This is a genomic window from Kitasatospora cystarginea, from assembly GCF_039533515.1.
GTDB classification, from domain to species: domain Bacteria; phylum Actinomycetota; class Actinomycetes; order Streptomycetales; family Streptomycetaceae; genus Kitasatospora; species Kitasatospora cystarginea.
In genome coordinates, this window is the sequence record NZ_BAAATR010000005.1 from 257,273 (window position 1) to 276,663 (window position 19,391).

Here is a 19,391-nt window from a genome sequence, read left to right on the forward strand (position 1 = left end):
CGCGCCGCCGCGCTGCCGCCGCAACGGTCCGCAACCGGCCCGCACCGGTCGCCCACGCGCCCCCGAGAGCTGACATGCCCCCAGAAAACCGCTGTTCGGCGCCGATACCGGAGGGAAATAATCCGGTCATGAGTCAAAGCACCAACGAGCTCGCCGCCGTCACCGAGGGGCGCCCGCCCGAGCTGATCCCGCTGCCGGGCGGGTTCTCACTGCGCCGCCGTACGGTGGCGGACGCCCCCGAGCTGAACGCCGCCGTGACAGCCAGCCTCGACCACCTGCGGCCGTGGATGGAATGGGCAGGGGAGACGCCGAGCCTGGACCACACCCGGGAGATGACCCGGGCCGGGGTGGACGCCTGGCAGGCGGGCAGCGACTTCATGTACCTGCTCGGCGCGGACGACCGACCGGGCAGCGTGGTCGGCGCCTTCGGCCTGCACGGGCGGATCGGCCCGGGCGCGCTGGAGATCGGCTACTGGGTCGCCGTCGACCACGTCGGCCACGGCCTGGCGACCGCCGCGGCCCGCGCGCTGACCGAGGCCGCGCTCGCCCTGCCGGGCGTCGGCCGGGTGGAGATCCACTGCGACGAGGGCAACCTGGCCAGCGCCGCCGTCCCGCGCAAGCTCGGCTACCGGCTGGACCGGGTGGACGACTTCGAGCCCACCGCACCCGCCGAGACCGGGCGCAGGCTGATCTGGATCACGGAGCGGCCCACCGCCTGAACGCCTCCCCGGGACGTCCGCTCACCGGTGCGCCGTGGGCCGCAGGGAGCTCCACGGCTTCCCGCGGCCCACAACGGCACATCCGGACCGGGCTGTTCAGTACCTGCCGCCGACCGGCGCCGCCATCGCGTCGAGCTCGGCCAGGTCGGCCGCACCGAGCCGCACGTCCGCCGCGGCGGCGTTGTCCGCCAGGTACTTGGGCGTCTTGGTACCCGGGATCGGGATCACGTACCGCCCCTGCGCCAGCACCCAGGCGAGCGCCACCTGTGCCGGGGTGGCACCGACCCTGGCGGCGATCTCCTTGACCTTCTCCACCAGAGCCAGGTTGGCCTGCAGCGCCTCGGCCTGGAAGCGCGGCAGGGTCGAGCGCCAGTCGTCGGCCGCCAGGTCGCTCGCCGAGGTGATCCGGCCGGTCAGGAAGCCCCGGCCGAGCGGCGAGAACGGCAGGAAGGCGATCCCCTGCTCCTCGGTGTACGGGAGCACCTCGGCGAGCGAGTCCCTGGTCCAGAGCGAGAGTTCGTTCTGCACCGAGGCCACCGGGTGCACCGCCTGCGCCCGCTTGATCTGCTCGAGCGTCACCTCGGACAGGCCGATCCACCGGGCCTTGCCCGCCGCGACCACCTCGGCGAGCGCGCCCCAGGTCTCCTCGATCGGGACCGCCGGGTCCACCCGGTGCAGCTGGTACAGGTCGACGTGGTCGGTGCCGAGCCGGCGCAGGCTGTCGTCGATCGCCTTGCGCACGTGCTCGGGACGCCCGTCGTTCGCCGTCCGGACGTCGCCCGTCCCGGGCACCAGGCCGACCTTGGTGGCCAGCACCGCCCGCTCCCGGTAGGGGCCGGCCAGCGCCCGGCCGACCAGTCCTTCGTTGGTGTAGGGACCGTAGATGTCCGAGGTGTCGATCAGCGTGACCCCGAGGTCCAGTGCCTCCCGCACCACCCCGAGCGACACCTCGTCGTCCCGCCCGCTCGGGTCGTACGCCCAGGTCATGCCCATGCAGCCGAGCCCGATCACGCCGACCTCGGGTCCGGTGCTTCCCAGCGTCGTGTTGCGCATGTCTCTCTCCTCCAGACCGTTCCGGGAGTACGTGGTCTCCGGAAGTACCTGACCGACTCTGCCCCTTGGAGCGCACTCCAGGTCAAGCCTCCACACCCGACCCCACGTACCGGGCCGCCGCACTCCGGGCCGATGGAACGAGAACCTCGGCCGGGCAGGACTTCCGACCGGTCGTCGGATCGTCGGTGCCCGTTGACCATCGCATGATCGACGGGGAGCCGCATGCCGCGGGCGCGGGGCTCCGGATCGCCACCGAAGCCCGCGCCCGCGGCTGCGAGACCACCGGCCTGCGCACCCTCATCGACAACCGGGCTCAGCCGGCGGGCGGTTCATTCCTCACGCGACAGCGTCCAGCAGTCCGGGTCGGCCGGCGCCGGAGCGCACCACCGACTGCGGACCGCGTTCTCGCCCACCGCGCTGCCCCCGCCGCGGACCCCAAGTACGCCGCAAAACCCGGCGGAACGCTTGACGCACACAGTTGGTCTAGTCCATTTTGATGGGCAGGGCGGGCCCACCCGCCGTCTTCAGGACCACCCCAACAGCCGACCGCCGGCCGCTCCCCCATGCCCCCGCGCCCGGCGTCCTCGGCGTGTCCCGAAAGGCAGCCCCGCATGCCACGCGCTCTCAACCGCCCCACCAGCACGCCCTCCCGGCGCACCGGACGGGCAGCCAAGCTCCTGCCGATCGGCTGCGCCGCCGCGCTCGCCGCCGGCGCGCTGACCGCACTGGGCGTCAACGCCAGCGCGGCGGACGGGAACCTGCTCGCCGACCCCGGTTTCGAGAGCGGTTCGCTCGGCCCGTGGAGCTGTTCCGCCGGCACCGGGTCGGTGGTCAACTCCGGTACACACGGCGGCTCGTACGCCCTCCAGGGCGCCGCGAGCGGCAGCGACACCGCCCAGTGCGGGCAGAGCGTCAGCGTCCGGCCGAACACCACGTACTCGCTGAGCGCCTGGGTCCGGGGCCAGTACGTCTACCTCGGCGCGACCGGATCCGGCGTCACCGACCCGGCCGTCTGGACGCCCGGCGGCAGCTCCTGGCAGCAGCTGAGCACCAGCTTCACCACCGGCCCTAGCACCACCAGCGTCACCGTCTACCTGCACGGCTGGTACGGCCAGGACGCCTACTTCGCCGACGACGTGGTGCTCGCCGGACCGGGCGGCACGCCACCGCCCACCTCCCCGCCGCCGAGCAGCACCTCGCCCTCGCCCTCGCCGAGCTCCAGCCGGACCGCACCCCCGCCGCCGAACGTCGCGGTCCCGGTGGCCCCGTACGTGGACATGGGCGCCTGGCCGACCCCCTCGCTGGGGGACATGGCGGCCAAGGGCGACCTCAAGTCCTTCACCCTGGCGTTCATCACCGCGCCGGCCGGCTGCAAGGCGTCCTGGTTCAACGCCTATGATCCGCGCAGCGGTTGGGCCAAGGACCAGATCGACGCCGTCCGCGCGGCCGGCGGTGACGTCAAGGTCTCCTTCGGCGGCGCCTCCGGCACCGAACTAGCCCAGGCCTGCTCGACGGTGGACTCGCTCTTCACCGAGTACGACGCCGTGGTGAACGCCTACAGCCTGAGGTACGTGGACTTCGACATCGAGGGCACCGCCGTGGTCGACACGGCCGCCAACGACCGCCGTTCGGCCGCGCTGGCCAGGCTCCAGCACGCCCACCCCGGCCTGAAGGTCTCGCTCACCCTGCCGGTGCTGCCGGAGGGGCTGACCGCCGACGGCCTCGCCGTGGTCAGGTCCGCCCGCGACGCCGGGGTCGACCTGGACCTGGTGAACGTGATGGCGATGGACTACAACCGGCCGAGCACCGACTACGGCGCCGACGCCGTCCAGGCCGCGCAGTCCACCCACGACCAGCTCGCGGCGCTCTACCCGGCCAGCACCGACGCCCGGCTCTGGGCGATGACCGGGGTCACCCCGATGCTCGGCGAGAACGACGACCACGGCGTCTTCAACCAGGCCGCCGCCGGCCGGCTGGTCGCCTTCGCCCAGCAGCACCACCTCGGAGTGCTGGCCTTCTGGGAGATGACCCGGGACGCCGCCGCCTGCACCGGCCCGCTCTTCAAGTGCACCAACATCCCGCAGTCGCCGTACGAGTTCTCGAAGACCTTCGCCCGGTACGCCGGCTGACGCACCCCCGGCTCCCGCTCCCGGGTGACCTCCGGGGGCGGCGGGCCCGGCCGGAATCCCGTTGCCGGGCCGGTGAGCGGTCCCCCGGTCCTCGCCTTCAGCCCCTGACACGTGACCGGCGCCGGGCGAGGCATTTCACCGCGACCGGACAGCAGCGCACACCGTCCGCCAGGACTACGATCTTTCAATGACGGACACCACTGACAGAGCAGCAGAACTCGCCGACCTGGCAGCCCGCTTCCCTCGACTGCACGCGCCGCAGCGCTGGGCCTGGGGCGGCATCGACGCCCGGTTCTCCGCCGAGCTGCCACCGGACGCGCTGATCACCAACATCCATCTGGTGGGATTCTCGGGCGACGGGGTGGTGCTCTGCCGCGACGCGCGCGGGCACTGGTTCCTGCCGGGTGGCACCCGGGAGGAGGCGGAGAGCATCGAGTCGTGCCTGGCAAGGGAGTTGCGCGAGGAGGCCGGGGCGCGGCTGGCCGGAGCGCCGGTGTGGATCGGTGCGCACCGGTGTGTGACGGACCGGCCGGTGCCGTACCGGCCGTGGCAGCCGCACCCGGAGAAGGCCTGGCTCTGGGGCTGGGCCGAGGTGACGGTGGACTCCGCCCCGACCAACCCGGAGGACGGTGAACAGGTCGTCGAGGTCCGCGCGGTGGCGCCGGAGGAGGCCCGCCGGCTGCTCACCCAGGGCCGGGAGGCCTGGTGGGGTGAGCTCGTCGATCTCGCGGTCGAGTCCCGCGCGCGGGCCGACTGACCTACCGCGCGGAGCAGTCGGCCGGCCGGCCCCGGCCGCCACGCCGAGTCCCGCCCCGGCCGGCCGGCTTACCGCAGAAGGCAGTCGGCCGGCCGGCCCCGGCCGGTCACAGCCGCCACCAGGCGGCCAGCCCGAGCAGGCCGATCAGCAGGCACACGCCGAAGTTGACCACCCGGTGGGCGAGGAAGACGGCGGCGAACTCGCGGATGGTCGCGCTGGGCCAGTAGTACGCGGCGGTGTGCGAGCCCACGACGTGGCCGTTGACCCCGGTGCTGCGGGCCAGCAGCGCGGCCCGGAAGGCGTGGAAGTTGTTGGTCACGATGACGCACCGGTAGCCGGGCCTGGCCTGCTCCATGATCGCCCTGCTGTACGTCAGGTTCTCCTCGGTGGTCCGGGAGCGGTCCTCGCGGACTATCCGGTCGGCCGGGAAGCCGCGCTCCGTCAGGTAGTCGGCCATCGCCTCGGCCTCGGACAGGTGCTCGTCGGGCCCCTGGCCGCCCGAGGTGATCAGTATCGGCACCTGCCCGCGCGCGACCTGCCGCTCGTACACGGCGCGGCCGTGCTCCAGCCGGCTGGCCAGCAGCGGCGAGACACGGGAGCCGCCGATCAGCCCGGAGCCGAGCACCACCACGAAGTCCGCCTTCCCGGCCGCCGTCAGCCGGCCGTAGCGGCCGTAGAGGAAGGCGTAGCCGACGAAGCAGACGAACAGGAACGCGACGTAGCCGGTCACCAGCAGCAGGGTGCCGACCAGTACCGCCAGCGTGCGGGAGTGGGTGAACGCGGCCTGCACCATCAGCCCGATGAGGCCGAGGATGCCCAGACCCACCAGCAGCGACAGCAGGTTGGGCAGGCTCCGGCCCTCCTTGCGCAGCATCGTCCGGCCGTTGAGGATCAGCAGGACGGCGAGCACCAGGGTGCCCAGCGTGGGGACCAGCAGGATCGCCGCGGCCAGCAGCGCGACCGCCACCGGCGGGAGCCGGTCGTGCGCGCCGATCACCGCGACGGAGAGTGAGATGACGAGCAGGCCGAGGTGGACGGCGTTGCCGAACCGGCGGCGGTCCCGCAGTACACCGACGACGAAGAGCAGCAGGAACAGACCGGGCACCGCATAGACGAACATGTCGCCACTGTAGGTGCGGTATCCGGCGCCCCGATGAGACCGCAGGAGGATTCGTAACCATCCTGCGGCGGTAGCCCGGTGACAGCCGGTCAGCTGTCACCGGGCTACCGCGGAAGGGTCAGCGCCTGCCGGAGTCGCCGCCGGTCAGACCGGCCCGGCGCAGTGCGTCGGCCATCGCGCTGTTGGCGATCGGGGCCGGTCCCCCGCCTCGGCGGTCGCCGCCGCGGCGCTCGCCCTCACGCCGGTCACTCACTCCGCGCCGCTCCTGGCGCGGCGGACGCGGGCCGCGGTCGCGCCGTCCCTCCCCGCCGGAGCCGCCGGCGCCCGGGCCGACCTCGTCGTCCAGCCGGAGGGTGAGGCCGATCCGCTTGCGCTGGACGTCCACCGAGGTGACCCGGACCCGGACGATGTCGCCGGGCTTGACCACCTCGCGCGGGTCCTTGACGAAGTTCCGTGACAGCGCCGAGACATGGACCAGGCCGTCCTGGTGCACGCCCACGTCCACGAACGCGCCGAACGCGGCGACGTTGGTGACCACACCCTCCAGCACCATGCCGACCTCCAGGTCGCCGATCTTGTCGACGCCCTCCTTGAAGACGGCGGTGCGGAAGGCCGGGCGCGGGTCGCGACCCGGCTTGTCCAGCTCGGCGAGGATGTCGGTGACGGTCGGCACACCGAAGGTCTCGTCGGCGAAGTCGGCCGGGCGCAGGGTGCGCAGCCGTTCGCTGTTGCCGATCAGCTCGCCCAGCGCCCCGCCGGCCTGGGCGAGGATCCGGCGGACCACCGGGTACGCCTCGGGGTGCACGCTGGAGGCGTCCAGCGGGTCGTCGCCGCCGGGGATGCGCAGGAAGCCGGCGCACTGCTCGAAGGCCTTCGGCCCGAGCCTGGCCACGCCCTTGAGGTCCTTGCGGGTGCGGAACGGGCCGTTGGCGTCGCGGTGGGCGACGATGTTGTCGGCGAGGGTGGCGGTGACGCCCGAGACCCGGGTGAGCAGCGGGGCGGAGGCGGTGTTGACGTCCACGCCGACGGCGTTGACGCAGTCCTCGACCACGGCGTCCAGCGAGCGGGAGAGCTTCACCTCGCTGAGGTCGTGCTGGTACTGGCCGACGCCGATCGACTTGGGGTCGATCTTGACCAGTTCGGCCAGCGGGTCCTGGAGCCGGCGGGCGATGGAGACCGCGCCCCGGATGGAGACGTCCAGGTCGGGCAGTTCCTGGGAGGCGAACGCGGAGGCCGAGTACACCGAGGCGCCGGCCTCGGAGACCATCGCCTTGGTGAGGTTCAGCTCGGGATGGCGCTTGATCAGGTCGTCGGCGAGCTTGTCGGTCTCCCGGGAGGCGGTGCCGTTGCCGATGGCGACCAGATCCACCGAGTGCTTCTTCGCCAGCTCGGCGAGGGTGGCCAGGGCGGCGTCCCACTTGTTGGCGGGCTGGTGCGGGTAGATGGTGCTGTGCGCGACGACCTTGCCGGTGGCGTCCACCACGGCGACCTTCACACCGGTGCGGAAGCCGGGGTCCAGGCCCATCGTGGCGCGGGTGCCGGCGGGGGCGGCGAGCAGCAGGTCGCGCAGGTTGGCGGCGAAGACCCGGACCGCCTCGTCCTCGGCCTCCTGGCGCAGCCGGGTGCGCAGGTCGATGCCGAGCCGGACCAGGATGCGGGTGCGCCAGGCCCAGCGGACGGTGTCGGTGAGCCACTTGTCGGCGGGGCGGCCCCGGTCGGCGATGCCGAAGCGGGCGGCGATCCGCTGCTCGTAGTCGCTCATCCCGGGCAGGTCGGTGCTCTCCTCGCCGTCCAGGGGCGAGAGTTCGAGGTCGAGGATCTCCTCCTTCTCACCGCGCAGCATGGCCAGGATGCGGTGCGAGGGGAGCTTGGTGTAGGGCTCGGCGAAGTCGAAGTAGTCGGCGAACTTGGCGCCTTCCTGCTCCTTGCCCTCGCGGACGGTGGCGACCAGCCGGCCGCGGGTCCACATCCGCTCGCGCAGGCCGCCCACCAGGTCGGCGTCCTCGCCGAAGCGCTCCACCAGGATGGCGCGGGCGCCCTCCAGCGCGGCGGCATGGTCGGCGACGGACTCGCACAGGTAGCCGGCGGCCACCGCCTGGGGGTCCTGGCCGGGGTCGGCGAGCAGGGTCTCGGCGAGCGGTTCGAGCCCGGCCTCGCGGGCGATCTGCGCCTTGGTCCGCCGCTTGGGCTTGTACGGCAGGTAGATGTCCTCCAGCCGTGCCTTGGAATCGGCCGCGAGGATCCGGGCGCGCAGGGTGTCGTCCAGCTTGCCCTGGGCCTCGATGGAGTCCAGGACGGCGGTGCGCCGCTCCTCCAACTCGCGCAGGTAGCGCAGCCGCTCCTCCAGGGTGCGCAGCTGGGCGTCGTCGAGCGAACCGGTGGCTTCCTTGCGGTAGCGGGCGACGAAGGGGACGGTGGCTCCGCCGTCGAGCAGGTCGACGGCCGCCTTCACCTGCCCTTCGCGGACGCCCAGTTCTTCGGCGATCTTGCGTTCGACTGGCATGGTCACGAAGCCGGCCACCTTCTCCTGGTTCAGAGTTGAGCGTTCCGCACCGGTGGTCTCACACGGCGTGCGGACGTCCTGCGGTTCGCCCTGCATTCTGGCAGGTACCCCCGCCCGGAGGGCGGTGCGGGCGTGTCCTTCGAGCGGCGTGGCGCGTTGTGCTGACGGTCGGTGACACGCAACCGAACGGTGATCATCCGACCTGATCCTTCTGATATGAGATAGATCACACAGCACCTTCTCGTGGAGGCGATGGTGGCTCAGGCCCCGACACCGGTCACCCAGTGGGGCATGCCCCAGGCGGGTCCGTTCCGCTGGACCAGACCGGAAACCTGGCCGCGCGAGGCGCTCGCCCTGGCCGGCTACTGGCTCGCCAGCCGCATGGTCATGATCGGGATGCTCAAGTCGGGCAAGGCCGAACAGGCCATCGAGGTCCACCGGACCTACCACGGCTGGTTCCAGGTCCTCCAGACCGGCACCTTCCCCGTCGGAGACGTCACCTGGCAGTACCCGCCCGGTGCCGCGCTGGCGATGCTCGCCCCCGGCCTGCTGCCCTTCCTGACCTACCTCCAGGCGTTCGCGCTGCTGATGCTCGCCACCGACGCGGTCACCCAGGCCGCCCTGGTCCGGGTCTCGCTGCGCCGCAACGGCGGTGTGCACCGCGGCCGTTCCACCGCCGGGGCGTGGATGTGGGCGATGGCGCTGCCGCTGATGCTCGGCCTGCCCTACGGCCGGTACGACCTGCCGGTCACCGCCCTCGCGATGGCCGCACTGCTGCTGCTGCCCAGCCGCCCGAGGATGGGCGGAGCGCTCGCCGGGATCGCCACCATGGTCAAGGTCTGGCCCGCGCTGGTGGTGCTCGGTGCGCCGCGCGGCCGCGGCAGCCGACAGGCCTGGGCGGCGATGTGCGCCTCGGCCGCCGCGCTGCTGCTGGTGCTGGCCACGCTCTTCCACGGCGCGTTCGACTTCCTCACCGCCCAGAAGGGGCGCGGCGTGGAGATCGAGTCGCTGGGCGGCAGCCTGCTCCAGGTGGCCCGTGTCCTCGGCTGGCCCGGTGACGTCGACCAGCACTACGGCTCGCTGGAGTTCCTCGGCCCGTACGTCCACACCGTTGCCCGGGCCTCGCTGCTGCTCACCGCGCTCGCCTTCGGCTGGCTGCTGCTCTGGCGCTTCCGCGCGCAGCGCTGGAGTGCCGCCACGCCGTACGACGCGGCGCTCACCGCGGTGCTGCTGTTCACCGTGACCAGCCGGGTGATCAGCCCGCAGTACCTGATCTGGCTGATCGGGCTCGCGGCGGTCTGCCTCACCCAGCGCGGCTCCAGCCAGCGGCCGGTCGCGCTGCTGGTCCTGCTCGCGACCGCGGTCACCACCGTCGACTACCCGCTCTTCTTCGACGCGCTGATCAGCGGCGGTTGGAAGGGCACCGTGGTCATCATGGTGCGCAACGGTCTGCTGCTGGCCGCCTCGCTCTCGTCCGCCGCCCGCCTCTGGCGTGCCACCGTCTCCCCGGCGGCCGCGCGGCAGCCGGCTCCGCAGCTGCGCCGCGGGCCCATCCGGGTGGCCTGACCGAGGAACGCCCAGGGGTTCGGGAAGCCCGTACGGCTTCCCGTGCCCCTGGGCGACCGGGGTTTCCCCGCCCGCGCCGCGCTGCCCCGCCTTCGCTCTAAGCCTGCCCGATCCCGTAATCACTCAGGTGTATACACCACGCGTATACACCTGGTGTATGGTCCTGCCATGGCAATCGGACAGGCATTTCTCGGGCTCCTGGAAGCCGGGCCCAGACACGGTTACGACCTCAAGCGCGCCTACGACCAGCGCTTCGGCCAGGGCCGCCCGCTCGCGTACGGGCAGGTGTACGCGACCCTCTCGCGACTGCTGAAGAACGGGCTGGTCGAGGTCGACGGCACCGAGCCGGGCGACGGCCCCGAGCGCAAGCGGTACGCGATCACCGCCGCCGGGGTGACCGACATGGCCGAGTGGCTCGGCCGCCCCGAGAAGCCCGAGCCGTACCTGCAGAGCGCCCTCTACACCAAGGTGGTGCTCGCGCTGCTCACCGGCCGCCCGGCCGCCGAGATCCTGGACGTCCAGCGCGCCGAGCACCTGCGGCTGATGCGCGAACTCACCCGCCGCAAGGTCGGCGGCGACCTCGCCGACCAACTGGTCTGCGACCACGCCCTGTTCCACCTGGAGGCCGACCTGCGCTGGCTGGAGCTCACCGCCGCGCGGCTCGACCAGCTGGCCGAGGAGGTCCGCCGATGACCGGCATACCGACGAACGGAACCTCCGACCTTTCCACGCCCCCGCCGCTGCTCTCCGCCCTCGACCTGCACAAGTCCTTCGGCCCCACCAAGGCCCTGGTCGGCGCCGAGATGCACGTCCGGGCCGGTGAGATGGTCGCCGTGATGGGCCCCTCCGGCTCCGGCAAGTCCACCATGCTGCACTGCCTGGCCGGGATCGTCCCGCCGGACTCCGGTGAGGTCCGCTACGACGGGCGGCTGCTGACCGGGATGAGCGACGCCGAGCGCAGTGCGCTGCGCCGCGGCGAGTTCGGCTTCGTCTTCCAGTTCGGCCAGCTGGTACCGGAGTTGAGCTGCCTGGAGAACGTCGCCCTGCCGCTGCGGCTGGCCGGCATGCGGCGCGGCGAGGCCGAACGGCGGGCCGCCGAGTGGATGGCCCGTCTGGAGGTCGACGACCTGAGCCGCAAGCGTCCCGGCGAGGTCTCCGGCGGGCAGGGCCAGCGGGTGGCGGTCGCGCGCTCGCTGGTCACCGGCCCTCGGGTGATCTTCGCCGACGAGCCGACCGGCGCCCTGGACTCGCTCAACGGCGAGCGGGTGATGCAGCTGTTCACCGCCGCCGCCAAGGAGTCCGGCGCGGCCGTGGTGCTGGTGACGCACGAGCCCCGGGTCGCGGCCTACTCGGACCGCGAGGTGATCGTCCGGGACGGCCGGGCGCTGAACGCGGAGCGGATCGGATGAGCCCGACCACCGCCGACCTGACCGGCGGCCCCGGTCCGACCGGGAGCACCGACCCCAACGCACCCGACCGGAAGGGGACTTCGGCCCGCACCCCGGTCCCGGCCCGCGGGCCGCTCCGGGTCTGGGCCGCCGACCTGCTTTTCGGCGGCCGGCTGGCGCTGAGCGGCGGCCGCCAGGGCTGGCTTCGCACCGCGATGACCGCCTTCGGGGTCGGTCTCGGCGTCGCCCTGCTGCTGGTCGCGACCTCGATCCCGGACGCCCTCCAGGCCCGCCACGACCGGAGCTACGCCCGGCTCGACTTCGACCGGGCGGACAAGCCCGCCGCGGACACCCTGGTCCTCTACACCGTCTCCACCAAGTTCCGCGGCGAGGACATCACCGGCCGCCTGCTCCAGCCCGACGGCCCCGGGGCCCCGCTGCCGCCCGGCCTCGGCACCATCCCACGGCCCGGTGAGATGGTCGTCTCACCCGCGCTGCGCGGGCTGCTGGAGGCCCCCGGCAGCGCACTGCTGCGCGAACGCCTCCCACAGCGGATCATCGGCACCATCGGCGACGCGGGACTGATCGGCCCGGCCGAGTACTACTACTACGCGGGCACCGACCGGCTCGATCCCGCGGGCGGGGTGGGCCACCGGATCAGCTCCTTCGGGAGCCGGCCCGAGACCGAGCCGATGAGTCCGATCCTGGTGCTACTGGTGATCATCAGCTTCGTGGTGCTGCTGCTGCCGGTCGCCGTGTTCGTGGCCGCGGCCGTCCGGTTCGGCAGCGAGCGCCGCGACCGCCGGCTGGCGGCACTGCGGCTGGTCGGCGCGGACACCCGGATGATCCGGCGGATCGCCGCCGGGGAGGCCGCGTTCGGGGCGCTGATCGGTGTGCTGGCCGGTGCGGTGATGTTCCTCTTCGGCCGTCAACTCGTGCGCGGCATCGCACTGTTCGACATCAGCCTGTTCCCGGCCGACCTCCGGCCCAGCCCGCTGCTGGCCGCGCTCACCGTACTGGCCGTCCCGGCGGCCGCCATCGCGGTCACCCTGCTCGCCATGCGCGGCGTGGTGGTGGAGCCGCTCGGCGTGTTCCGGCAGGCCCAGGCGCCGCGCCGGCGGGTCTGGTGGCGGCTGCTGCCGCCGGTCGCCGGTGTCGCCCTGCTGACCCCGCTGTTCAGCGGCTCGGGCACCCGACAGGGCTTCAACGAGTACCAGGTGGCCGGCGGCGTGGTGCTGGTCCTGGTCGGCGTCGCCGCGCTGCTGCCGTGGCTGATCGAGTCCGTGGTGGCCCGGCTGCACGGCGGACCGGTTGCCTGGCAGCTGGCGGTCCGCCGGCTCCAGCTGGACAGCGGCACCTCGGCCCGGGTGGTCAGCGGCATCGCCGTCGCGGCGGCCGGGGCGATCTCGCTGCAGATGCTGTTCAGCGGGGTCGAGGGCGACTTCCGCCGGAGCACCGGCCGCGATCTGAGCAAGGCCCAGGCCTTTGTGACGGTCTCGGCCGGCCAGGGCCGGCTCGTCCCGACCGAGTTCGACCGGCGGCTGCGCGCCACCCCGGGGGTCACCGGCGCCCACTCCCTGCTGGAGCTCAACGTCGCCACCGGCGGCGACGCCCCCGAGCAACTCACCACCCGGTCGTTCTCCGTCGGCTCGTGTGAGGCGCTGCAGAGCCTCGCCGAGGTCGGTGACTGCCGCGACGGCGACGCCTTCTCGGTCGACAGCACCGACGAGCAGTCCGCCAAGGCGACCGGGTTCGCGCCGGGCCGACGGGTCGAGGTGGGCTACGACTTCGGCTCCGAGCCGCACGCACCCCGCCCGAACTGGACCCTGCCGGCCTCGATCCGCCCGATCACTCCGCGACTGGATTCGGTGCTCGGGATGCGCTCCGGGTTCCTGCTCACGCCCGGCGCCGCCAAGGACATACCACTGCTCAGAGCCCGGATCTCCGGCTACGTCAAGGTGGACGAGGGCGACCCGGACGCCTACGACCGGCTGCGCAACTCCGTCGCCGCGGTGGACCCGACCGGCACAGTGTTCCAGTTCAAGTCGGTCGACGAGAACCGCCGGTTCGCCGAGATCAGGCGCGCACTGTTCGCCGGGGTCACCGCCACCCTGCTGCTGATCGGCGCGAGCATGCTGGTCGGCACGGTCGAGCAGCTGCGCGAGCGGCGCAGGCTGCTGGCGGTGCTTATCGCCTTCGGTACCCGGCGCGGCACGCTCTGCGCCTCGGTGCTCTGGCAGACGGCCGTGCCCGTGGTGCTCGGCATCGCGCTGGCGGTCCTCACCGGGATCGGCCTGGGCACGGCCCTGCTGAGCATGGTCGACCACCCGGTGAGCCCGGACTGGGGCTCGGTCCTCGGTCTCGGCCTGATCGGCGCCTCGGTGGTCCTGCTGGTCACGGCGGCCAGCCTGCCGTCCCTGTGGCGGATGATGCGCGCCGAGGGCCTGCGCACGGAGTGACCCGTACGGCACGCAGGAGCGGTGCCGCCTGGACCGCAACGGCCGGGCGGCACCGCTCCGGTGCGTCATCGGACGTCAGACCGCGATCACCCGCAGCGCCGGGTGGTCGACCGTGTTGAGGTACAGCTTCTCCTTGGTGCCCTCCTGCTCCAGCTCGACCACCAGCCGGTACCGGTACAGGCCGGGCTTCGCGGTGCTCAGCACGGTGCCGGCCCAGTAGTAGTAGACCGGGGTCAGCGGGGACCGCATCCGGTCGGGCATCCCGTAGATCTTGAGCTCGGTGAAGAGCTTCCGCTCGGCGACGTCCTCCTCGTCACCCAGCTCGGTGTCGAGGACCACGATGTTGTTGATCTTGGGCATGGGCGGCCAGGTGCCGTCCGGCCGCCGTTCCATGTCGATCGGGCGGATGATCCAGTTCAGGACCTGGCCCTGCTTGCAGACCGTCTCCAGCTGCCGGGTGCCCTGGCCGGAGCCGCCGACGCTGTTGTCCATCATGTGCATCGCGTCGCTCAGCGAGCCCGTCGCCGTCGCCCGTTCCATGTTCACGAAGGTGACGATGTTGAGCTGTACCGAGTTCAGCTGACCGGGGTTCTGCTTCTGCTCCACGGTGTTGCGCGTACTGGTGGTCAAGGTTCCTCCTTCGGGCGCGCCGCCCGGAGTCGTCCGGGGCGCTAGCCGACCAGGGCGGGCGACAGGGTGGTGGTGATCGGCTCGGCCTGCGTGCCCAGCCTGAACTTGATCTGGTACGGGACGGCGGACAGGCCGTCCTTCTTCACCGTCCCGGTCCAGTACGCGACATCGGTGCCCGGGAAGACCTTGCGGACCGGCTCGCACACCTCCGGGTCGATCACGATGTCGTCGATCGCGACGAAGGCCTCGCACTCGAGCGCCAGCACGTTCCACAGCAGCTGGTCGCCGGTCCTGACCTTGGTCTTCAACTCCTCGGTGCCGAAGCCGACCGAACCGCCGGCCTTGTTGGTGTCGTACAGGTACAGGTGGCCGCTGGTGCTCCGGGCCGCCAGCATCCCGACGCAGTCCACCACCGCGGTGATCGAGATCGGGCGCTTCGGTGCGGTCTTCTGCCTTGGCTTGGTGGTCATCTGCTCCTCCTCGTCCTTGCTGGATCAGGGCTTAGGCGAACGTGGCCGGGGCGATGGGCAGGTAGCCCACACCGGCTCCGGTGAAGCCGTTCCGCCGGGGCTGCGAGGTGATCCGGAGCTTCGACTCGCAGGTGAGGTTGACCGGCTCCCAGGTCCAGTCACCGGCCCGCTGGATCAGCTCGTGCAGCTGGATCCGCATCTTGTAGACGTACGTCCCGGGCCTGGAGGTGTCGACCGTCGCGGACCAGTACCAGCCGTCGGTCACCAGGTCCGGGGAGCCGTACTCGGCCGGGTAGATGATCTTCTCGTCCACCGCCTCGCCGAAGATGTCGGTGATGACCGGAGCCGGGTAGCTGTGCGCACCCTGGCCGTGGTCGGAGACCACCTGACCGGTGACGTCCAGGACCTTCTGCCCGGACAGCGCGCGGGTGCGGGCCGTGGTCCTGACCCGGGTGCCGACGCTCTTCTGGATCCTGGCGAGCGCGGCGTCGGTGTCACCGTTGGCCGACGGCCGGTTCGCCAGCGCCGCCAGCTCGGCCAGCGCCTCCTGGTCGGCCTGCCGCGCCCGGGTGGTGTGGTAACCGCGGGGCACCGTCGGCGGGATCGAACCGAGGCTGTACGGCAGCCAGTTGAGCACCTGCTCGCCGGCCTGTGAACCGTCGCTCCAGTAGGCGCCGTTGACCGCGGTCACCAGCTCGCCGGTGCCCTGGTTCACCGAGCCCTGCAGCTTCATGTTGTCGAACAGGTAGGTGTTGCCGGTCAGCGTCCTGGACTCCAGCGCGCTGCCGACGTCCACGAGCACGATGATCGCTAGCTGTTGGGCCATGAGCCCACCCCTCCTTGTTGGTTGTCGCCTACAGGCACATCAGCGCGGGCGAGTCGATGTGCAGCACGCTGTGCTCGCCCTCGTACATCTGCAGCTCCAGCCGGTACCGGTACGGCACCCCGGGCGTCATGAAGTACGGCACCACGCCGGACCAGACGTTCAGGTCCAGCTGCCTACCCTCCGCCCGCCCGCCGGCCGGCGCCGCACCCTCGCCCTCGCCCTCGCCCTCGCCGGCGTACTCGGTCACGCTCGCGCCCTCGTCGGCCCCGAGGAAGGTGATGCTCCTGATCTCGACCGGCGTCTGCAGATCCACCGCCAGGGCGGACCACTGGACCACCTGGCCCGGGGTCACGACGGTGCACAGCCCCGGCGTCCCCTGGCCCTTGCTGTCGAACGCACCGTCATCGATCAGGCAGAGGTTTCCGCCCTGAAGCGTCCTGTCCGAGAGCGCCCCGATGACATCCACGACGACGGCGATGTTCACTTGCGGCTTCATACCCAACTCCATTCCTCATGCGTGACTGCCGGACCGGCAGTTGCTAGCCCCGGTCCCGCACCAGCGGGACCTTGCCGACATCCGTCCGCTCGATCTCGGCGGACGACCGGTGCACGAACCTGATCTGGAACCGGTAACCGGTCTTCTCGATCGAGGCGGGGTTCGCCTCGCCCTGGTTGAACAGTGAGAGCGAGCGGGGCAGCGCGTTTTAGCACCAGCGCGTCCTGGATCTCGTGCGGGATCTCGCTGTACGGCGTCCGGCAGATCCGCTCGCACTCCTGGAGCTTGCTCGCGAACGACGGGAGCTTCACGACGGTGTCGACGGAGTCCGGCTTCAGCTCCCAGTCCGGGATCAGCCGGCTCGCCAGCTCGGCGACGCCGCCGGGCGCCGGGCGGGCCTGCGCAGCACTCACTGCACTCATTGTCACTTCCCTGCTCATCGTTGACTTCGATTGACTTCGCGGCCCGGATCCGGGCAGCACGAATTCGCCGCGTGAACCGGCTTGTGGGAATTCCCGGGTCACTTGCCGCTGTCGAGCAGGTCGCGGCCGAGCCGCCTGATCTCGCCCAGCAGCATCCGGAAGTGTTCGGCGTTGATCTGGTGGTTCATCATGACCACGCGCAGCGCGGCGACACCGTCGATGTTCACCTTGGAGATGAAGAAATTTCCCTGGATTTTGATCCGGTTCCGGATCGCCACCTGGAAGCGGTGAACGTCCTCGTCCCTGAGATCGGCGGGGCGGTAGCGGAAGCACATGATATTGGCCTCCGGGCGGTGCACCGCCTCGAAATCCGGCTCGTCGAGGACGATCCGGTGGATTTCCTCCGTCAGCTCGCAGAGATACTCGATCTTCTCGGCGAAAAGGGCCCGGCCGTAGACCGACCACAGCGTCCACAGCGGCATGATCATCGGACGCTTGGTGCACTCGAAGTTCACACCGCCGCTGTCGAGCTCGGTGTAGCGGTCCGGCTCCTCGTCGAAGACGTAGCTGGCGCGCTGCTGGAACGCGCCGAGGCTGTCCTGCCGGTTCCGGTAGAACAGCAGGGTGCACGGCGCCGGAACGAACATCATCTTGTGCGCGTCCCAGGCCAGGGAGTCGGCCTTCTCGATCCCCTTCAGCCTCCCGCGGAGCTGGTCCGACACCAGCAGGCTCGCCCCGTGTGCGCCGTCGACGTGCAGCCAGATGTCCTTCTCGCGGGCCAGGTCGCCGAGTTCGTCGAGCGGGTCGAAGGCGCCGTCGAACGATCCGTTCGCACGGAATCGCAATCATTCGAACGTAACGCCAGCGGCAGGCCAAGTGGATGGGGTGCCACCGCAGCAAGAAGCCCGACTCGGACGCTGTCCGAGCCGGGCGCTTTCAGTTGTCCTGGATGACCGTCACCAGATCGGTCGCAGCCGGCCGCTGGGCGCCAGCCGGGCCAGGTCGTCCCGCAGCCCGCGCAGCCGCTCCTCGCCCAGCACCGCCGCCCACGGCCGGACGGCCTCGGCCGCCGCCCGGTCCGCCGCCCGGGTACAGGCCCAGCCGCGCTCGGTGAGCACCACGAGCCGGGCACGGGCGTCACCGGGATGCGGCCGCCGCTCCACGTACCCCTTGCGGACCAGCTCCTCGACCAGCTGGCTCGCCGCCTGCTTGGTCACCCCGAGATGCTCTGCCAGTTCGCCCACACTGGCCCCGTCGGGGGCGAGCCGCGCGAAGGCGAAGCCGTGCGCCGGGCGGACGTCGTCGAAGCCGCGCTCGCGGACACCGTCGTCGATCGCCCGGACCAGGTCGGCGGCCAGACTGAGCAGCAGCGGCGGGAGACTCAGGGCGACGGTCTCGGGCGCGGCCTCGGGTCCGGTCTCAGCTTCGGTCATGCCGGAATTCTGCCAGGCCACCACTCCTGAAGGGCAAGGAGCTTGACTATATAGTCAAGCTCCTTGCCCATCTCGAACGATCACGAAGGGGAATCCCATGCCCGTCATCAGTGCCGGCCAGGCCACCGTCCACGAGATCCACGGCGCCCGGTTCGTCTCGTACGCGTCCTCGGCCACCGGCAGCACCGAACTGTGCGCCTGGCGGCTGGAGATCGCCGGCGGGACGCCGGGGGTCGAGCACACCATCACCCGTGAGGAGGTCCTCCACGTGCTCTCCGGCACGCCGGCGATCGCCCTCGACGGTGAGCGGACGGTGCTCGCCCCGGGCGACACCGTGATCGCCCCGGCCGGGGTCCGGCTGAAGGTCGACAACCCCGGCGAGCAGCCCGCCCACGCCTGGGTCACCACCGGCTCCGGGCTGCAGGCCGTCCTGTCCGACGGTTCGGTGATCAGCCCGCCCTGGGCGAGCTGACCGCCGGATCAGCCTTCGTAGCGGAGGAGTTCGGCACGCTTGGGCGGGAGGTTGTCGCCGGAGGAGCGGCCGGTGAGGCGGCGGCCGATCCACGGGCCCAGGTGGATCCGCAGCCAGCGCAGGTCGGACCGGAGCCGTTCGGTCCGACCGCGCGGGGCGGCCGGCGGCAGCGGCGCACGCCAGTCGAAGCCGACCGGACGGCCGAGCACCTCCAGCACGGCGGCCGCGACCCGGCGGTGCCCCTCCGGGGAGAGGTGAAGCCGGTCCTCCGCCCACAGCCGCCGGTCGTCGAAGCAGGGCGCCGAGAACAAGTCCACCACCAGGACGTTCGGGTGCTGCCTGGCCAGCGACTCGACGAAGGCCTTCATCTCCAGGATCGCCGGGAGCAGCCGGGCGCTTTGGGCCAGCCTGCGGGTCGGATCGGTGCTGGTGAACATCACCACGGTCGGGGCCGGTCCGGTGCCGTCGCCGGCCAGCAGTCCGGTGGCCGCCGCGCCGAGCAGCCGTTTGACCTCGGCGATGTCGCAGCCGGGCCGCAGCACGTCGTTCAGTCCGCCCGCCAGGGTGACCAGTTCGGTGTTCATCGCGGCGGCCCGGCCCACCTGTTCCGCGTGGATCTGGCCGATGAGCTTGCCGCGCACGGCGAGGTTGGCGTAGCGGAACTCCTCCCCGGGCCGCTCGGCCGCCAGCACGGCGGCGACCCGGTCGGCCCAGCCCCGGAACTGGCCGCCGGGCAACAGCTCGTCGCACATCCCCTCGGTGAAGGAGTCGCCCACGGCGACGTAGCGGGAGTACGCGGCGCTCCCGGGCGCCAGCGCCCGACCGTCGCAACTGCCGTGAGGGACCGGGGTGGTGGAGGTGGTCTCGTTCATCGGTACAGGATTCATCGGTACTGGATCGTACGCGCGGCATTTGCCGGCCGGGACCGGAGCCCCGGTGCTCGCGGTC

General features: G+C 71.8%; 18 protein-coding genes. 8 read left to right on the forward strand and 10 right to left on the reverse strand.

Going from position 1 to position 19,391, the window contains the following annotated elements:
* Positions 1–128 precede the first annotated feature (128 nt).
* Positions 129–719: a GNAT family N-acetyltransferase gene (locus ABD369_RS08500; RefSeq protein ID WP_344635630.1), complete on the forward strand. Its 591-nt coding sequence runs from the start codon at positions 129–131 to the stop codon at positions 717–719.
* A gap of 96 nt (positions 720–815) precedes the next feature.
* Here the strand turns inward: ABD369_RS08500 and ABD369_RS08505 are convergent, their stop codons facing one another.
* On the reverse strand, positions 816–1,772 hold the full coding sequence (locus ABD369_RS08505) for an aldo/keto reductase (protein WP_344635631.1): 957 nt from the start codon (positions 1,770–1,772) through the stop codon (positions 816–818).
* Positions 1,773–2,383: 611 nt separating this feature from the next.
* Between ABD369_RS08505 and ABD369_RS08510 the strand changes: the two genes are divergently transcribed.
* Both ABD369_RS08510 and ABD369_RS08515 read left to right on the forward strand, forming a co-directional pair.
* Positions 2,384–3,901: a carbohydrate binding domain-containing protein gene (locus ABD369_RS08510; RefSeq protein WP_344635632.1), complete on the forward strand. Its 1,518-nt coding sequence runs from the start codon at positions 2,384–2,386 to the stop codon at positions 3,899–3,901.
* 187 nt (positions 3,902–4,088) lie between these two features.
* On the forward strand, positions 4,089–4,658 hold the full coding sequence (locus ABD369_RS08515; RefSeq protein WP_344635633.1) for an NUDIX domain-containing protein: 570 nt from the start codon (positions 4,089–4,091) through the stop codon (positions 4,656–4,658).
* 106 nt (positions 4,659–4,764) lie between these two features.
* Here the strand turns inward: ABD369_RS08515 and ABD369_RS08520 are convergent, their stop codons facing one another.
* Both ABD369_RS08520 and ABD369_RS08525 read right to left on the reverse strand, forming a co-directional pair.
* On the reverse strand, positions 4,765–5,778 hold the full coding sequence (locus ABD369_RS08520; RefSeq protein WP_344635634.1) for a YdcF family protein: 1,014 nt from the start codon (positions 5,776–5,778) through the stop codon (positions 4,765–4,767).
* Positions 5,779–5,896: 118 nt separating this feature from the next.
* Positions 5,897–8,281: a Tex family protein gene (locus ABD369_RS08525; RefSeq protein WP_344635723.1), complete on the reverse strand. Its 2,385-nt coding sequence runs from the start codon at positions 8,279–8,281 to the stop codon at positions 5,897–5,899.
* Positions 8,282–8,533: 252 nt separating this feature from the next.
* Here ABD369_RS08525 and ABD369_RS08530 point away from each other — a divergent pair, with 252 nt between their 5' ends.
* From ABD369_RS08530 to ABD369_RS08545, 4 genes are all read left to right on the forward strand, one after another.
* Positions 8,534–9,847: a glycosyltransferase 87 family protein gene (locus ABD369_RS08530; RefSeq protein ID WP_344635635.1), complete on the forward strand. Its 1,314-nt coding sequence runs from the start codon at positions 8,534–8,536 to the stop codon at positions 9,845–9,847.
* A 168-nt stretch (positions 9,848–10,015) separates the two neighbouring features.
* On the forward strand, positions 10,016–10,540 hold the full coding sequence (locus ABD369_RS08535) for a PadR family transcriptional regulator (protein ID WP_344635636.1): 525 nt from the start codon (positions 10,016–10,018) through the stop codon (positions 10,538–10,540).
* On the forward strand, positions 10,537–11,256 hold the full coding sequence (locus ABD369_RS08540; RefSeq protein WP_344635637.1) for an ABC transporter ATP-binding protein: 720 nt from the start codon (positions 10,537–10,539) through the stop codon (positions 11,254–11,256). The genes ABD369_RS08535 and ABD369_RS08540 overlap by 4 nt, the downstream gene beginning before the upstream one ends.
* Positions 11,253–13,694: an FtsX-like permease family protein gene (locus tag ABD369_RS08545; RefSeq protein ID WP_344635638.1), complete on the forward strand. Its 2,442-nt coding sequence runs from the start codon at positions 11,253–11,255 to the stop codon at positions 13,692–13,694. The genes ABD369_RS08540 and ABD369_RS08545 overlap by 4 nt, the downstream gene beginning before the upstream one ends.
* 75 nt (positions 13,695–13,769) lie before the next feature.
* Here ABD369_RS08545 and ABD369_RS08550 read toward each other — a convergent pair whose 3' ends face one another.
* The 6 genes from ABD369_RS08550 to ABD369_RS08575 form a co-directional block, all read right to left on the reverse strand.
* Entirely contained in the window at positions 13,770–14,324 is a 555-nt protein-coding gene (locus tag ABD369_RS08550) for a hypothetical protein (protein WP_344635639.1), read from the reverse strand.
* A 41-nt stretch (positions 14,325–14,365) separates the two neighbouring features.
* Complete coding sequence (locus ABD369_RS08555) at positions 14,366–14,794, reverse strand: hypothetical protein (protein ID WP_344635640.1); 429 nt, start codon at positions 14,792–14,794, stop codon at positions 14,366–14,368.
* A gap of 31 nt (positions 14,795–14,825) precedes the next feature.
* Positions 14,826–15,620: a hypothetical protein gene (locus ABD369_RS08560; protein ID WP_344635641.1), complete on the reverse strand. Its 795-nt coding sequence runs from the start codon at positions 15,618–15,620 to the stop codon at positions 14,826–14,828.
* 28 nt (positions 15,621–15,648) lie between these two features.
* The gene (locus tag ABD369_RS08565) at positions 15,649–16,116 is read right to left on the reverse strand and encodes a hypothetical protein (RefSeq protein WP_344635642.1); all 468 of its coding nucleotides are present in this window, start codon (positions 16,114–16,116) and stop codon (positions 15,649–15,651) included.
* Between the two features lie 520 nt (positions 16,117–16,636).
* Positions 16,637–17,383 (reverse strand): pyridoxal phosphate-dependent decarboxylase family protein, encoded by a 747-nt coding sequence (locus tag ABD369_RS08570; RefSeq protein ID WP_344635643.1) that lies wholly within the window; start codon positions 17,381–17,383, stop codon positions 16,637–16,639.
* A 111-nt stretch (positions 17,384–17,494) separates the two neighbouring features.
* A complete protein-coding gene (locus ABD369_RS08575; protein ID WP_344635644.1) occupies positions 17,495–17,971 on the reverse strand; it encodes a MarR family winged helix-turn-helix transcriptional regulator in 477 nt (158 codons plus the stop codon).
* Between the two features lie 97 nt (positions 17,972–18,068).
* Between ABD369_RS08575 and ABD369_RS08580 the strand changes: the two genes are divergently transcribed.
* Positions 18,069–18,443 carry a cupin domain-containing protein gene (locus ABD369_RS08580; RefSeq protein WP_344635645.1) on the forward strand — a complete coding sequence of 125 codons (375 nt, stop codon included), beginning with the start codon at positions 18,069–18,071 and terminating at the stop codon, positions 18,441–18,443.
* An 8-nt stretch (positions 18,444–18,451) separates the two neighbouring features.
* On the opposite strand, the gene ABD369_RS08585 is transcribed toward ABD369_RS08580, so the two are convergent.
* Positions 18,452–19,315: an SGNH/GDSL hydrolase family protein gene (locus ABD369_RS08585; RefSeq protein WP_344635646.1), complete on the reverse strand. Its 864-nt coding sequence runs from the start codon at positions 19,313–19,315 to the stop codon at positions 18,452–18,454.
* Between the last annotated feature and the right edge of the window lie 76 nt (positions 19,316–19,391).

Excerpts from the sequence above, each read along its gene's own strand:
- ABD369_RS08500 (WP_344635630.1), top strand. The coding sequence starts at position 129 with ATGAGTCAAAGCACCAACGAGCTCGCCGCCGTCACCGAGGGGCGCCCG.
- ABD369_RS08505 (WP_344635631.1), bottom strand. The coding sequence starts at position 1,772 with ATGCGCAACACGACGCTGGGAAGCACCGGACCCGAGGTCGGCGTGATC.
- ABD369_RS08510 (WP_344635632.1), top strand. The coding sequence starts at position 2,384 with ATGCCACGCGCTCTCAACCGCCCCACCAGCACGCCCTCCCGGCGCACC.
- ABD369_RS08515 (WP_344635633.1), top strand. The coding sequence starts at position 4,089 with ATGACGGACACCACTGACAGAGCAGCAGAACTCGCCGACCTGGCAGCC.
- ABD369_RS08520 (WP_344635634.1), bottom strand. The coding sequence starts at position 5,778 with ATGTTCGTCTATGCGGTGCCCGGTCTGTTCCTGCTGCTCTTCGTCGTC.
- ABD369_RS08525 (WP_344635723.1), bottom strand. The coding sequence starts at position 8,281 with ATGCCAGTCGAACGCAAGATCGCCGAAGAACTGGGCGTCCGCGAAGGG.
- ABD369_RS08530 (WP_344635635.1), top strand. The coding sequence starts at position 8,534 with ATGGTGGCTCAGGCCCCGACACCGGTCACCCAGTGGGGCATGCCCCAG.
- ABD369_RS08535 (WP_344635636.1), top strand. The coding sequence starts at position 10,016 with ATGGCAATCGGACAGGCATTTCTCGGGCTCCTGGAAGCCGGGCCCAGA.
- ABD369_RS08540 (WP_344635637.1), top strand. The coding sequence starts at position 10,537 with ATGACCGGCATACCGACGAACGGAACCTCCGACCTTTCCACGCCCCCG.
- ABD369_RS08545 (WP_344635638.1), top strand. The coding sequence starts at position 11,253 with ATGAGCCCGACCACCGCCGACCTGACCGGCGGCCCCGGTCCGACCGGG.
- ABD369_RS08555 (WP_344635640.1), bottom strand. The coding sequence starts at position 14,794 with ATGACCACCAAGCCAAGGCAGAAGACCGCACCGAAGCGCCCGATCTCG.
- ABD369_RS08560 (WP_344635641.1), bottom strand. The coding sequence starts at position 15,620 with ATGGCCCAACAGCTAGCGATCATCGTGCTCGTGGACGTCGGCAGCGCG.
- ABD369_RS08565 (WP_344635642.1), bottom strand. The coding sequence starts at position 16,116 with ATGAAGCCGCAAGTGAACATCGCCGTCGTCGTGGATGTCATCGGGGCG.
- ABD369_RS08575 (WP_344635644.1), bottom strand. The coding sequence starts at position 17,971 with ATGACCGAAGCTGAGACCGGACCCGAGGCCGCGCCCGAGACCGTCGCC.
- ABD369_RS08580 (WP_344635645.1), top strand. The coding sequence starts at position 18,069 with ATGCCCGTCATCAGTGCCGGCCAGGCCACCGTCCACGAGATCCACGGC.
- ABD369_RS08585 (WP_344635646.1), bottom strand. The coding sequence starts at position 19,315 with ATGAACGAGACCACCTCCACCACCCCGGTCCCTCACGGCAGTTGCGAC.